We start from the raw sequence: 13,062 nt of genomic DNA on the forward strand, positions 1-13,062 counted from the left end.
GCGGCATGACGCCCCGGCCCTGCCGCAGTGTGCTGTTCGTACCGGCATCCAACGCCCGGGCGGTCGAGAAGGCGCGAGGCCTGGACTGCGACGTCGCCGTTCTGGACCTTGAGGACGCCGTGGCGCCCGATGCCAAGGTCGCCGCGCGCGAGGCCGCCTGTGCGGCGGTGCGCGAAGGCGGGTTCGGGCCGCGCCTGGCCGTGCGGATCAATGCCTTAGAGACCGAGTGGGGCGAGGACGACAGCCGCGCGCTGGCCGACGCCGACGCCGACTGCATCATCATGCCCAAGGTCGAAAGAGCCAATCAGATCAAGGCGGTCGCCCGGATCATGGGCAAGCATTGCGCGATCTGGGCGATGATCGAAACGCCGCGCGCGCTTTTCAATCTCGAGGAGATCGCCCAGTGCGAGGCCCCCATCGAGGCGCTGATGCCGGGCGTCAACGACCTGGCCGAGGCACTCGGCGCGACCCTGGGCGAGGATCGTGATCCGCTGAAATCCTGGCTGGCGATGATTGTGGCGGCGTCGAGGGTGTCGAACCGTCTGGCCATCGACGGTGTCTACAACCGCATCGACAACCTCGACGGTTTTGCCGCCGAGTGCGCGCAAGGTTCGGCCTTCGGCTTTGACGGCAAGAGCCTGATCCATCCGTCGCAGATCGGACCGGCGAATGCGGCCTATTCCCCCGATGCGGCGGCTGTCGCCCATGCCCGCAAGGTGGTCGAGGCCTTTGCCGCACCGGATGCGGAGGCGCTCGGCGTGGTGCGGATCGATGACCAGATGGTCGAACGGCTGCATCTGGCGGCGGCGAAGCGCCTGCTGGCCCGGCACGATCGCCTGACCGGGCAACGGAACGGCGAATGAGCCCGGACGACCGGCCGCGGGCGTGGGTCTCGGCACCCGGCCTGTGGCATATCCGCGGGCTTGAGGCCTTCCTCCCGGAATACCGGTTGCAGCGGCTGCCGTCGCCCGGCACCCGGGCGGTCATCGGCTGGGGCCGGAAGGGGACATCGTGGGTCGGCCGTACGTGGGCCGAGCGGGCGGGCGTGCCCTATCTGCCGCTTGAGGACGGGTTCCTGCGGTCCATAGGATTGGGCGAGGCCGGGGCAGCGCCCCACAGCCTGCTGATCGACGATCTGGGGGTGCACCACGACGCGCGGCGCCCCTCGCGGCTGGAGACGCTGATCCACGAGCCCGGCACCTGGTTCGACAGCGCCCTGGACAGCCGGGCCCGGGCCCTGATTCAGAGCTTGCGCGCCACCGGCCTGAGCAAGACCAGCATGGGGCGTCTGGATCTCGACCTGCCGCCCGCCTCCGGACCGCGCATTCTGGTCGTCGACCAGACCGCCGGTGACGCCTCGATTGCCGGGGGGCTGGCAGACGGCGACAGCTTTATGGCCATGGCCGAGGCAGCCCGGGCGGCAGCGGGCGGCGGTCAACTGCTGGTGAGACGGCACCCGGCGACCGTGGCAGGGCTGAAGCGCGGCTGCCTTCCACCCGATGTCCTGAACGGGGCCATCCCCGTCGATGATGTGGCACTGGACGTCCTGCTGCCGCAGGTTGATGCCGTCTTTACCGTCTCCAGCGGCCTCGGGTTCGAGGCCCTGATCCGGGGCCTGCCGGTCCACAGTTTCGGTCTGCCCTTCTACGCCGGATGGGGGCTGACCACCGACAGCCTTTCCTCGTCCCGCCGGGGTGTCGACCGGTCGCTGGAGGTGCTGGTGGCGGCGGCCCTGATCGTTCAGGCGCGCTATGTCGATCCCGTGACGGGAAGCCCCTCGACACCCGAGGCCAGCGTGTCCCGGCTTGTGCAGCAACGGGATCGCGCCAGAAGGCTGGCAGGCTATTCGGCCTGTGTCGGCTTTTCCCCGGCCAAGCGGAGTGCAGTTCAACGCCTGATCAACACGCCGCTCGGCGAAACAGCCTTCTTCGCCTCGATCGGAGCAGCGGTATCGGCGGCCCGGGAGCGGGACGGCCGGCTGATCGTCTGGGCCGGCAAGGAATCGCCCGAAGTAGCACCGGCAGCCGAGGCTGCCTCCGTGCCCCTCTGGCGGATGGAGGACGGTTTTCTGCGATCAAGGGGTCTGGGATCAGATTTCAAGGCAGCCCTGTCAGCGGTGCTGGACCCGACGGGCATCCATTTCGATGGCGCGCGAGCCTCCGCACTGGAGCTGGCGCTTGAGGTCGGACAGACCCCCGCCGCAGACCTCGCCCGGGCTCGCGCCCTGCGGCAGGTCCTCGTCGCGCGGGGACTGAGCAAATACAATCTGGGCGGTGCTACGCCCCCGCCGGACTGGCCGACCGACCGCCCCAGGGTTCTGATCGTCGGCCAGGTCGAGAATGACCGGTCCATCCTTCTGGGGTGCGAGGTTATCCGCACCAACGCCGCGCTGGTGCAGGCGGTCCGCGAGCGCCTGCCCGACGCCTTTCTGATCTATCGTGACCATCCCGATACGGTCGCCGGCAACCGACCGGGCCGGCTGGACGCAGGCACCGCCCGGCTGGTCGATGCGCGGGCCGAGGGCCTGGACATCACCGCCTGTCTCGACGCCTGCGATACCCTGGCCACGATGACCTCGCTGACGGGGTTCGAGGCCCTGTTGCGGGGCAAGCGGGTGATGACCTGGGGGCGGCCCTTCTATGCCGGCTGGGGCCTGACCGGGGACGCGCTGACCTTCCCCCGCCGCACCCGCCGGGTCGATCTGGACACACTGATCGCCGAGGCCCTGATCCGATATCCGCTGTATGTCACGCCCGACGGATACCCCTGCGAGGCCGAGGACCTGGCCCGACAGCTGGCCGATCCGGAGCCTTCGACCCACACGGGTCGCGCCGGGGGGTTGTGGCGGTGGGGACGCGGCCTGATCGCCAGCCTCGACCGCAGCGATCCACCGGCCTATTGAAGACCAGCATCAGAACACGGATACCCTTGTGAGCGCCTCTTCTCCGACTGCCGTCATCGCCGCCACCGGCCTGTTCACGCCGGAACAGTCCATCTCCAACGCCGAGCTGGTCGAGGCCTACAACGCCTGGGCCGAGTTGGAGAACGCCCGCAACGCCGATGAGATCGCGGCCGGCACCCGCGAGGCCCTGACCCCGTCGTCGGTCGAGTTCATCGAGAAGGCCTCGGGCATCAAGAGCCGCTTCGTGCTGGACAAGACCGGGGTCCTGGACCCCGAACGGATGGTCCCGCATCTGCCGGAGCGCTCCAACGACGAGTTGTCGATTCTGGCGGAAATGGCGGTCAAGGCCGCCCGGGAGGCGATCGCCGCCTGGGGCAAGCCGGTCAGCGAGATCGGCGCCGTATTGTGCGCCGCCTCGAACATGCAGCGCCCCTACCCGGCGATGGCCATCGAGGTGCAGCAGGCGCTGGGCATCGAGGGCTTTGCGTTCGACATGAATGTCGCCTGTTCGTCAGCGACCTTTGGCCTCAAGACCGCCGCCGACTTCATCGCCTCGGGCTCGGTCAAGGCCGTGCTGATGGTCAACCCCGAGGTCTGCTCGGCCCATTTGAACTTCAAGGACCGCGACAGCCACTTCATCTTCGGCGACGTCGCCACCGCCGTGATCATCGAGTCGGGCGATCAGGCCGGACCGGGGGGATGGGACATTCTGGGCACGCGGCTGAAGACCGTGTTCTCGAACAATATCCGCAACAATTTCGGCTTTCTGAACAATGCCGCGCCCGAGGGCATCGGCAAGCCCGACAAGCTGTTCGTCCAGCAGGGCCGCAAGGTGTTCAAGGACGTCGTGCCCATGGTGTCCGAAATGATCGTCAGCCATGCGTCCGATCTGGGCCTGGAACCGTCCGGCCTGAAGCGGCTGTGGCTGCACCAGGCCAACATCAACATGAACGAGATGATCGGCCGCAAGGTGCTGGGCCGCGATCCCGAACCGTCCGAGAACGTCATCATCCTGGACGACTACGCCAACACCTCCTCAGCCGGGTCGGTGATCGCCTTCCACCTGCATCAGGAGAATATGGCCGCCGGCGATGTCGGGCTGATCTGCAGCTTCGGCGCGGGCTATTCGGCCGGGACGGTGTTCGTGCGCAAGCGCGGCTGATCATTTCGCCTGCCGATCACTTTTTACGGCGCCGCTTGCACGCGGCAGGCGTTTTTGCGAACGGGTACCTCAAGTCCTGGAGACCTGACGGAGCCCCAGTCCATGACCCAGTATGCTGCCCCTGAGTTTGCCGGTCCCTGGATGGCCCGGATCGAGGAACCTCTGGCCCGTGACGTGGCCACCGTGCTGAAGAGTATGGGCGGGTCCTGTCATCAGGCGCAGGTGGTGCAGTGTGTGGCCGCCCTCAAGCGTCAGCGCGGCGAGACGGTCGCCCAGGATCTGGCCCAGATGATCGTCGAGGTGTTCGAGCGCTATCGCGACCTGTTCTTCCGCCCGTTCGGCGAGGGGTCGCTGCGCTGGGCACTGAAACCCGAACTGGCCTGATCGACGCCCGGACACAGAAACGGCGCGCCACCGCAGGGTGACGCGCCGTTCTGCTGTCAGGATAGCCGCGATCAGAAGCGGCGGACGTAGGTGATGCCGACCGAGTCGAGGCCACCGTCGATGTCATTGTACTCGTGACGGGTCACGTCGAAGCGCACGCCGTTGTGCTCGTCGAAATAGTACTGGGCGCCGATGCCGAACGCCATGCCGTCAAAGCTCTCGGTGACCGTCGTGCCGCCCCCGAAGTCGAAGTCGAACTCGGTCGAGCCATAGCCCACGCGGGCGGTCAGATCGAGGTTCGGGTCGACAGGCCAGTAGGCCACGACATAGCCGGCGACATTGGAGTTCATGCTGACGTCAACGCCGGCAATGTCCGACGAGCCGAGGCCGACGGCGAAGTCCCCTTCGACACCAAAATAGCGATGCAGGCGCGCCGTGATGCGGCCGGTGGCGGTGTGACCGTCCCAGTCTTCGCTGCCGTCCACGTAACGGGCATAGCCGGCCGACACCGAAATCTGCGGGTCGAAGCTGGATTGTGCCGCAGCGGGCGCGGCAATGGCAGACGCGGCGGCAGCCGCAATGATGAACAGACGCATGGGACCCCCCAAAACTTTGCCGGAATGGCAACGCGGGTCCTCTTCCCGATTTCGGAAACCACGGAAAGACGAAATCGTCAGGGCACGTCGGATGACCGCAACAGAATGGCCACGCTGTATCGGGAAAACCACAACCTGCTGATCAGCCTGTAAAAAAGGCCCCGGCGAAACGCCGGGGCCCTTTCGGGGCCGATAAGATCCGACCTTAGAACTTGCGGACGAAGTTCAGCGACCAGACGTCGGCTTCACCGCCGTCGTCACGGAAGTCGCGACGCGTCCAGTCGGCGCGGATGCCGTTCTGGCCGTCCAGCGTGTACTGGGCGCCCACGCCATAGTTCCAGCTTTCACCATCGGCCGTGGCGGTGACGCCCGGGCCCGACACCTTGATTTCGCTGGTGCCGTAGCCGACGCGGCCGAACAGCTCGAAGTTCTGGCCGAGCGGCACATAACCGACGCCATAGACGGCGGCATCGTACTGCAGGTCAGCGGAGACGGTGGTGGTGCCGACCCGGAAGTCTTCATCCTTGACGCCCAGCGAGACTTCGCCTTCGGCGCCAAAGTTCGGGGTGAAGCGGGTGCCAATACGCGCCGTGACTGCGCCCAGTTCAACGCCGTCGGCGTCGAGCTGGCTGTAGCCGATGGTGCCATAGATGTTCGAGGTCGGGTCCTGGGCCAGGGCGGGCGAGGCCATCAGGGCCAGGGCAGCGGCAGAGAGTACGAGACTACGCATTGCGGTAGTTCCTTTTTATCGTTGATCAGTTACCAGCCATCCCGACTGGCAGAAGGTCAAGTATGTACGGCTTCGGGCCGTTCCAAGGCCGAACGATTACATAGCTGTAACTGTGCGAATGTTGACACATACCGCGTTCTGCTAATTAAGACAGAATTGTGTATACTTGGGGTCAGTTTCGCCACAATCATGGCGCCGAAGTCATGAAAACGGCGGCCGCCCGTGGGGCGACCGCCGCATTCCGGTCTTGAAAAGGCGGCGCGCTAGTCCGGCACGCCCACTACGGCGTCGACCGAGTTGCTGGTCACCGGGTGATAGAGGGGGCGGGCCTCGGCGTAGATGCGCCGCGCCAGATCGCGGCCCCATTCGCCTTCACCCCACAAGGTCTGGAACAGCGGCAGGACGAATTTGCGCCGCCCCATCCCCTTCAGGAAGGCCTCGGTCGGGGCCACCGCGGGTTCATACCGGTGGGTCATGGCGATCTGCAGCCAGGCAAACAGCACTTCGGAATTGCCGGCCGCCGAGAGACCGAGACCCTCGTCCAAAGCCTTCAGCTGCGCGTCGCTGAGCCAGTCCTGACCGGCCTGATGGCCCTCCGGCCGCCAGGCGAGGAAGCGCTGGCGCTGCTGGGTGTTCCAGCCCTGCCACAGGGATTGCGGCGGGGCACCCCCCTCGACGAAGACGCTGCGGGCCGCAGCATCGACCGGGTCGAAGGCTTGCGACACCGGCGCCATGGCGTTGGACGGCAGGCCGGGCTGATAGACCCAGGCGTCCATCATCAGCGCCTCCTCCAGCGCGGCGTCGCCCTGGATCAGGTGAGTCCGGATGTCCTCGAGGAACATGGCGGTGGTCATGGGCCGATAGGCGTTGCGTTCGAAATAGCCCTTGAGCCAGGCATCGAACCGGTCACGCCCCACGATCCGTTCAATGGTCCGCAGGAAGAAGGCGCCCTTCTCATAGGCGATGTTCGTCATGCCCTCGTCCGGATCGCGGCCGGCGAGGTCGAGCTTGAGGCGTGTGTCTTCCGGCGGCAGGTCCGCCAGTTCACCCTGAAGATCTTCCCAGCCCAGCACCTGCTCCTGCATGGCGCGGTCGCGGCCATAGACCGCTTCCATGATCCGGTTCTCGAAATAGACGGTGAAGCCCTCGTTGAGCCAGAAGTCGTCCCAGGTGGCATTGGTCACCAGATTGCCGGACCAGCTGTGGGCCAGTTCGTGGGCGACCAGGGCGACCAGCGACTGGTCTCCGGCAATGATCGTGGGGGTGGCAAAGGTGAGGCGCGGGTTTTCCATGCCACCGAAGGGGAAGCTGGGCGGCAGGACCAGCAGGTCATACCGGCCCCAGAGATAGGGGCCGTAGAGGGCCTCGGCCTCCTCGACCATCGACTCGACGGCGGGGAATTCGGCGCGCGCCGCTTCGAGCATGGACGGCTCGGTATAGACGCCGGTCCGCTCGCCCAGGGAGGCAAAGGCGATGTCGCCCACGCCGATGGCGATCAGATAGGGCGGCACGGGGTTGTCCAGCCGGAACCGGTATGCCCGTTCGCCCGGCCCGGCGGGTTCGCCCTCGGGCGTCAGCATCTCGGCGCTCATGACCGCCTTGAGGTCCTCCGGCACGACGATCCGGGCAGAATAGGACTGGCGGATGCCGGGGCTGTCCTGGGTCGGTATCCAGGTGCGGGTCAGGATCGCCTGACCCTGGCTGAACAGATAGGGCTGCTCGCCGCCCGCCGTCTGTTCCGGCGTCAGCCACTGCAGGGCCGCGGCATCGGGCCGGGTCGAATAGTCGATGTGGATGCGCCCCTCGGTAAAGGGAATCGCGATGATCAGCGGCTTGCCGATGAAGGGGCTTTCCTCGCCGATGGTGTAATCCAACGGGCCGTCGTCGGAGCGTACGCCGTGGATGTCCAGGTCGCGGATATCGACAATGATCTCGCCAGCGCCCTCTTCCGCTGTGATGCTCAGGCTGGCCGTGCCCGCCAGCATCCGGCGGTCGAAGTCGGCTTTCAGGTTCAGGTCCACGTGGTGGACCCGCGCGATCTCGGGCCGGGCATGGGAGTGGACATCGCGCACCCATTGGACCTGGGCCGGCGCCTGAACGGGGGCCGCGGTCCCCGCGCCGCTCCAGCCCGGCATGGACGTACAGGCCGCCATGGTCAGACCGAGGGCCGCAGTGAGGGCAAGCGTGGAGACGGAAGCGAGCTTGAAGGCCATCGGGGTTTCCTCATGGTGTCATTGTGGCGCCCGCCGGAAATGAGTCCGGGGGGGCCTTCGTTCCGGGCAACCGACCAGCCCGGCTGCCCAAGGTCAAGCTCACGCCGGTCGGATCTCGGTCTCGACGGTGCTGAACAGCTTGCCTCGCTCAGCCACCATCACCGCAACCAGCGCCAGAATCCCGCAGGTCGTGATGCCGATGGTCATGGGCGCCGCCGTTCCGTCAAAGCTCTGCCCGATCAGGAAACCGGTCAGCGAGCCGAAGGTGGTCGAGACAAACCCCTGAACCGAGGAGGCTGTGCCCGCAATCCGGCCCATGTTGTTCATGGCCAGTGCGCCAAAATTGCCTGCGATGAAGCCGAAGCAGAACATGGTCAGCCCCTGCAGCACGGCAAAGCTGACCAGGCTTTCGTTCCCCGACAGGGCCACTCCGGCATGGACGGCCGCCGAGGTGATGAAGCCGATCAGTGCCAGATGCGACAGGCGCCGCGAGCCCAGCCGCTCGACCAGACGGGCATTGGTCAGCGACGCCACAGCAATGCCCGCCGCCATCAGGCCGAAGACGGTCGTGAACAACGCCGGCTCCTGGAACACGTCGAAAAAGATCTGCTGGCTGGAGTTGATGAAGGCGAACAGGGCACCGGTGATCGCCGTCATCGCCAGGGTATAGCCGACCGACAGGCGGTCGCTGACCACCGCGCGGAAGGCTTCGGCGATCCGGCCAAAGCGGATCGGCAGGCGGTTCTCGGGGGCCAGGGTCTCGGGCAGGCGGATCAGGGCCCAGATCATGAAGCCCGACCCCGCCAGCGCCAGAACGCCGAAGATCCAGCGCCAGGGCGCCAGGAACAGCACCAGCTGCCCCAGCGTCGGCGCCAGAATCGGCACGCCGAGGAAGACGAGGAAGCTCAGCGACATGACCCGCGCCATGGTCCGCCCGGAATAGCGATCCCGCACGATCGACACGGCAAGCACGCGCAGGGCCGCTGCCCCAAGCCCCGTGCCCAGTCGCGCGAGAATCAGCGCCTCGAACGTCGTGGTGAAGGCGGCCGCGACGCTGAACAGGACATAGAGGCCGAGGCCCCCCATCAGCACAGGCTTGCGGCCATAGCGGTCGGCCAGCGGCCCGTAGATCAGCTGCGCCACGCCGAAGCCCAGCAGATAGGCGGTGATCACCCACTGCCGCGAGTTCTCCGACGCCACGCTCAGGGCCTCGCCAATGGCCGGCAGGGCCGGCAGCATCATGTCGATGGCCAGGGCATTCAGCGCCATCATCATGGCGATCAGGGCGACAAACTCGGGAAAGCCCGGGCCGCGCACGGGTTTGGGATGAGGCACCTCGGGCGTTTGCATCCGGTGCAGATGCGATCCGCTATCCCTTTTTGCAACTGCGAAGGCCGCAGATTTTCATCATACGGGTCGAGCTCGCCGTGGGCCCCTGCTATGGCTGGAGGCGGTCTGGTTTCAGAAACGCTGCAGGAGCCCCTCATGGACGACCGCGATCTCGCCCTGGCCGCTCTCGGCGCTCGGGTCGCACTTCTGGAACGCCAGGTCGAAGCGCTGGCCGCCCAGCACCTGCCGGATGAACGACACTGGCGGGGTGGCCCTCCGATCCGGTCCGACCACAAGCCGGGACGGCGGGTCTTTCGCGCCTCGTCGGCGTGTCGCCAGAGCCATTTCGAGACCGCCTGGTTTTCATACTGGTGTGAGCAGCTGGGCGCGCACCCCGGCTATCACAGAAAGCTCTGGGAGCTGGTCTTCATCAGCCAGGCGCTGCATGAGCGCAAGCGGCTCCGGCCCGGGTCGCGCGGGCTGGGTTTCGGCGTCGGTCGGGAACCGCTTTCGGCCTGTTTTGCCGCGCGTGGATGCCACATCACCGCGACCGATCAGGCGGCCGATGAGGCTGTCGACACGGGCTGGGCCGACTCCGGTCAGCATGCGCTCGGCAAGGCCGCGCTGATGAGACCCGACCTGTGTCCGCCGGATGTGTTTGATCGCTCCGTCGAGTTCCGGCCTGTCGATATGAACGCCATCCCGGACGACCTCGTCGACTTCGATTTCTGCTGGTCTGCCTGCGCGCTGGAGCATCTGGGCTCGCTGAAAGCCGGGATGGACTTCATCGAGCGATCCCTGGGCACCCTCGCGCCCGGTGGCGTGGCGGTTCACACGACGGAGTTGAACCTCACGTCAGACAGCGAGACCCTTTCAGAGGGCGGAACGGTGCTGTACCGGCCTCGTGATCTCCACGAGCTGGTCAGGCAACTCGAGGCGGGCGGGCACAAGGTGATGCCGCTGGATCTGAACGCCGGCAACGGCCCCGTCGACCGCTACATCGACATCCCACCCTATCGGAATGACCCGCACCTGCGGCTGTCCGTGGCGGGGTTCGTGACAACCTCGGTCGGACTGATCGTGCAGAAGGTCGGCCAGCCCTGAGGGCCATGGTGCGGGTGGTCGGGCTCGAACCGACACTCCTTTCGGAACCGGATTTTGAGTCCGGCGCGTCTACCAATTCCACCACACCCGCGTGAGGTCCGGCGGATTTAGCGGATCACCACCGGGTGCGCCATACCCCGGCGACCGATCAATCAGTTCACGAGGGTCGCCAGTCGGATCGAGACGAGGCGTCCGGGCGGGACCTCGCCACGGATGCGGGATTCTTCCAGCGAGCGGACGCTGGCTTCTCCATAGCCATATCCGGCAGGACCTTCAGCCTCGGCCTCGCAGTCGGTCAGGCGACCCTCCTCTGCAGTGATGCAGGTGACATAGGCCCAGCCCGACACGCCGTCGCGTGCGGCGCGCGGTGGAACGATCACCCGGCCCTCGCGAAGGAAATCGTCTCCCCCCGCTGACAGACGGAGCGGCTCGGCCTCGTCGCGCTCGTGGAATAGCGGCTGGCCGCAGGTCGTCAGCACGCCCGCCATGCCGGCGGTGTCGGCCGGCGGGGTCACGGTGAACTGGACTGCGCCGTCCCCTTGTCCGAACTGCAGCGTGGCCGACCGTTCATTGACGAACCCCCGCATCAGCTGGGCAGGGCGTTCCGCAATCAGATAGCGGCCATTGTCGGACGGGATCCAGGACGTCCAGTGAACCCGGCCCTCTCCGAACTTGGCGGCGACGTCGATCTGCGGCGCCCGGATCTGAAGCCCCTGAACCAGCAACTCCGGCGTGCCGGCCTGGCAGCGCGCAATCACGGCAATCCCCTCGGGAAAGACCGCATAGGCCAGGGTGAGATCGTCCGTGGTCTGGGCCGTCCAGGCCTCCGGCTCCTGCGCCAGGGCCGGACCAACGGCGAGGGCTGCTATCAGGGCACCGGCGACCGCTTTCATCCCAAAGGCTCCACTGTCTGTTCGATCGTCCCGAAAATCGAGTGATGTTTGTCGTCCAGCATCTCGATGCGGACGGTATCGCCATGCTGCAGGAAGGGCGTCTCGGCCTTGCCACGCTGGATGGTTTCCACGGTGCGCACCTCGGCGATGCACGAATAGCCCAGCCCGCCGTCGCTGACCGGCTTGCCCGGACCGCCGTCGGCGTCTCGGTTCGACACCGTGCCCGAGCCGATGATCGAGCCGGCCACCAGCGACCGGGTCTTGGCCAGATGGGCGATCAGGGTGCCGAAGTCGAACGTCATGTCTTCGCCGGCGTCGGCCTGGCCGAAGGGCTTGCCGTTCAGGGTGACAGTTAGCTCGCCGTGCAGCTTGCCGTCCTTCCAGCGCTCGCCCAGCGAGTCCGGCGTGACGAACACCGGGGTGAATGCACTGGCGGGCTTGGACTGGACGAAGCCGAAGCCCTTGGCCAGTTCGGCCGGGATCAGGTTGCGCAGGGATACGTCATTGACCAGCCCGACCAGCCGGACATGGCCGAGGGCCTCTTCCCGCGACACGCCTTGGGGCACGTCACCGGTGACGATCACGACTTCGGCCTCAAGGTCACAGCCCCAGGCCGGATCCGCCAGCGGAATGGGGTCGCGCGGTCCGAGGAAGCCGTCGGAGCCGCCCTGATACATCAGCGGATCGGTCCAGAAGCTCTCGGGCATTTCGGCCCCACGGGCCTGCCGGACCAGGGCGACGTGGTTCACATAGGCGGAGCCGTCGGCCCACTGATAGGCGCGCGGCAGGGGGGCAGAGGCGTCGCGCTCATGGAATCGGCCGCGCGGCACGGCTTCGTGCTCCAGGCTTTCGGCGAGGGCGCGCAGGCGCGGTTCGCACCGCTCCCAGTCATCGAGCGCCGCCTGCAGCGTCGGGGCGATCAGGAAGGCGTCGGTGAACCAGTTCAGGTCTTCCGACACCACGACGAGGCGGCCATCCCGGCCGTGTTTCAGCGATGCGAGTTTCATCCCTATCGATTAGGCGGTTTCTGCCCCGAGGAAAACCTCAGTCCGCCGACAGCTCGCTGTGGGCGTCCCGCATCTCGCCGATCCGGGCGTCCTTGTCCCGCCACCAGTCGTTCAGATCCGCAATGGCCGCCCGGATGGCGTGGTCGCGCTCGCGGGGCGACAGCGAGCCCCCATGGTCAGACGTACGCCCGCCACCCCCGTGACCGGTCCCGCTTCGGCGCGCCTCCCGGTTGCCGTTGATGACCGTGATCTGGGTGACCGTGGGCGACGATGCTTCATCGACGCCATGGTCATCGTCCGCGTGATCGTCATGACTGTGGTCACCGTGATCATCGTGCGCTTCGGGGTGAGCATGGGCATGCGGAACATGACGGCGCCCGTCCAGCGCGGACCTCAGGCTGTCGAGCCCCGGATTGAGCCCTTCGGCGATGGACAGGGTTGCACCCAGCCGCTTGCGGATGACGCGCTCGACCTCTTCGGCCTTGCCGACGAGGGACCCCCCGTCCGCCTTCATCGCCGCCTTGAGCGCGTCGTCGATGGCTTTCCAAATACTGGCGGCGGCATCGGGATCGCGGCGGGTCTGGTTGTTCCGCAGCTGCCAGCCCAGAAAGAACAGGACGGCGCCGATGGCCACCAGCAGGGCGAGCAGCAGCGGCTCCAGCCCCAGGAATACGGGCGGATCGACGGGCTCGAAGACCCCGCCCCCCTGAAAGTCCGACGAATAGACAGCCACGATTGTCTC

Annotated in this window: 12 protein-coding genes and 1 tRNA gene; 5 read left to right on the forward strand and 8 right to left on the reverse strand. The window is 66.7% G+C overall.

The window, feature by feature from the left end:
- Window positions 1-5: 5 nt before the first annotated feature.
- The 4 genes from V7672_RS02025 (at window position 6) to V7672_RS02040 (ending at window position 4,448) form a co-directional block, all read left to right on the forward strand.
- On the forward strand, window positions 6-863 hold the full coding sequence (locus tag V7672_RS02025; RefSeq protein WP_335623000.1) for an HpcH/HpaI aldolase/citrate lyase family protein: 858 nt from the start codon (window positions 6-8) through the stop codon (window positions 861-863).
- Window positions 860-2,902: a capsular polysaccharide biosynthesis protein gene (locus V7672_RS02030; RefSeq protein WP_335623001.1), complete on the forward strand. Its 2,043-nt coding sequence runs from the start codon at window positions 860-862 to the stop codon at window positions 2,900-2,902. Before V7672_RS02025 ends, V7672_RS02030 begins: the two co-directional genes overlap by 4 nt.
- Window positions 2,903-2,930: 28 nt before the next feature.
- A complete protein-coding gene (locus V7672_RS02035) occupies window positions 2,931-4,064 on the forward strand; it encodes a beta-ketoacyl-ACP synthase III (protein ID WP_335623002.1) in 1,134 nt (377 codons plus the stop codon).
- A 102-nt stretch (window positions 4,065-4,166) separates the two neighbouring features.
- On the forward strand, window positions 4,167-4,448 hold the full coding sequence (locus tag V7672_RS02040; protein WP_335623003.1) for a hypothetical protein: 282 nt from the start codon (window positions 4,167-4,169) through the stop codon (window positions 4,446-4,448).
- Between the two features lie 71 nt (window positions 4,449-4,519).
- On the opposite strand, the gene V7672_RS02045 is transcribed toward V7672_RS02040, so the two are convergent.
- The 4 genes from V7672_RS02045 to V7672_RS02060 form a co-directional block, all read right to left on the reverse strand.
- Window positions 4,520-5,044 (reverse strand): outer membrane beta-barrel protein, encoded by a 525-nt coding sequence (locus tag V7672_RS02045; protein WP_335623004.1) that lies wholly within the window; start codon window positions 5,042-5,044, stop codon window positions 4,520-4,522.
- A 205-nt stretch (window positions 5,045-5,249) separates the two neighbouring features.
- Window positions 5,250-5,774: a porin family protein gene (locus V7672_RS02050; protein ID WP_335623005.1), complete on the reverse strand. Its 525-nt coding sequence runs from the start codon at window positions 5,772-5,774 to the stop codon at window positions 5,250-5,252.
- A 263-nt stretch (window positions 5,775-6,037) separates the two neighbouring features.
- The gene (locus tag V7672_RS02055; RefSeq protein WP_335623006.1) at window positions 6,038-7,987 is read right to left on the reverse strand and encodes a M1 family metallopeptidase; all 1,950 of its coding nucleotides are present in this window, start codon (window positions 7,985-7,987) and stop codon (window positions 6,038-6,040) included.
- 99 nt (window positions 7,988-8,086) lie between these two features.
- The gene (locus tag V7672_RS02060) at window positions 8,087-9,337 is read right to left on the reverse strand and encodes a multidrug effflux MFS transporter (protein ID WP_335623007.1); all 1,251 of its coding nucleotides are present in this window, start codon (window positions 9,335-9,337) and stop codon (window positions 8,087-8,089) included.
- 135 nt (window positions 9,338-9,472) lie between these two features.
- On the opposite strand from V7672_RS02060, the gene V7672_RS02065 reads away from it, so the two are divergent.
- Entirely contained in the window at window positions 9,473-10,420 is a 948-nt protein-coding gene (locus tag V7672_RS02065; protein WP_335623008.1) for a hypothetical protein, read from the forward strand.
- A gap of 6 nt (window positions 10,421-10,426) precedes the next feature.
- Here the strand turns inward: V7672_RS02065 and V7672_RS02070 are convergent.
- From V7672_RS02070 to V7672_RS02085, 4 genes are all read right to left on the reverse strand, one after another.
- A tRNA-Leu gene (locus tag V7672_RS02070) sits at window positions 10,427-10,511 on the reverse strand.
- A gap of 61 nt (window positions 10,512-10,572) precedes the next feature.
- On the reverse strand, window positions 10,573-11,313 hold the full coding sequence (locus V7672_RS02075) for a hypothetical protein (protein ID WP_335623009.1): 741 nt from the start codon (window positions 11,311-11,313) through the stop codon (window positions 10,573-10,575).
- On the reverse strand, window positions 11,310-12,320 hold the full coding sequence (locus V7672_RS02080) for a fumarylacetoacetate hydrolase family protein (RefSeq protein ID WP_335623010.1): 1,011 nt from the start codon (window positions 12,318-12,320) through the stop codon (window positions 11,310-11,312). Before V7672_RS02080 ends, V7672_RS02075 begins: the two co-directional genes overlap by 4 nt.
- A 37-nt stretch (window positions 12,321-12,357) precedes the next feature.
- Window positions 12,358-13,053, reverse strand: a complete 696-nt coding sequence (locus V7672_RS02085) for a hypothetical protein (protein ID WP_335623011.1) — start codon at window positions 13,051-13,053, stop codon at window positions 12,358-12,360.
- Window positions 13,054-13,062 lie beyond the last annotated feature (9 nt).

It is taken from the genome of Brevundimonas sp., assembly GCF_036963785.1.
GTDB lineage: Bacteria > Pseudomonadota > Alphaproteobacteria > Caulobacterales > Caulobacteraceae > Brevundimonas.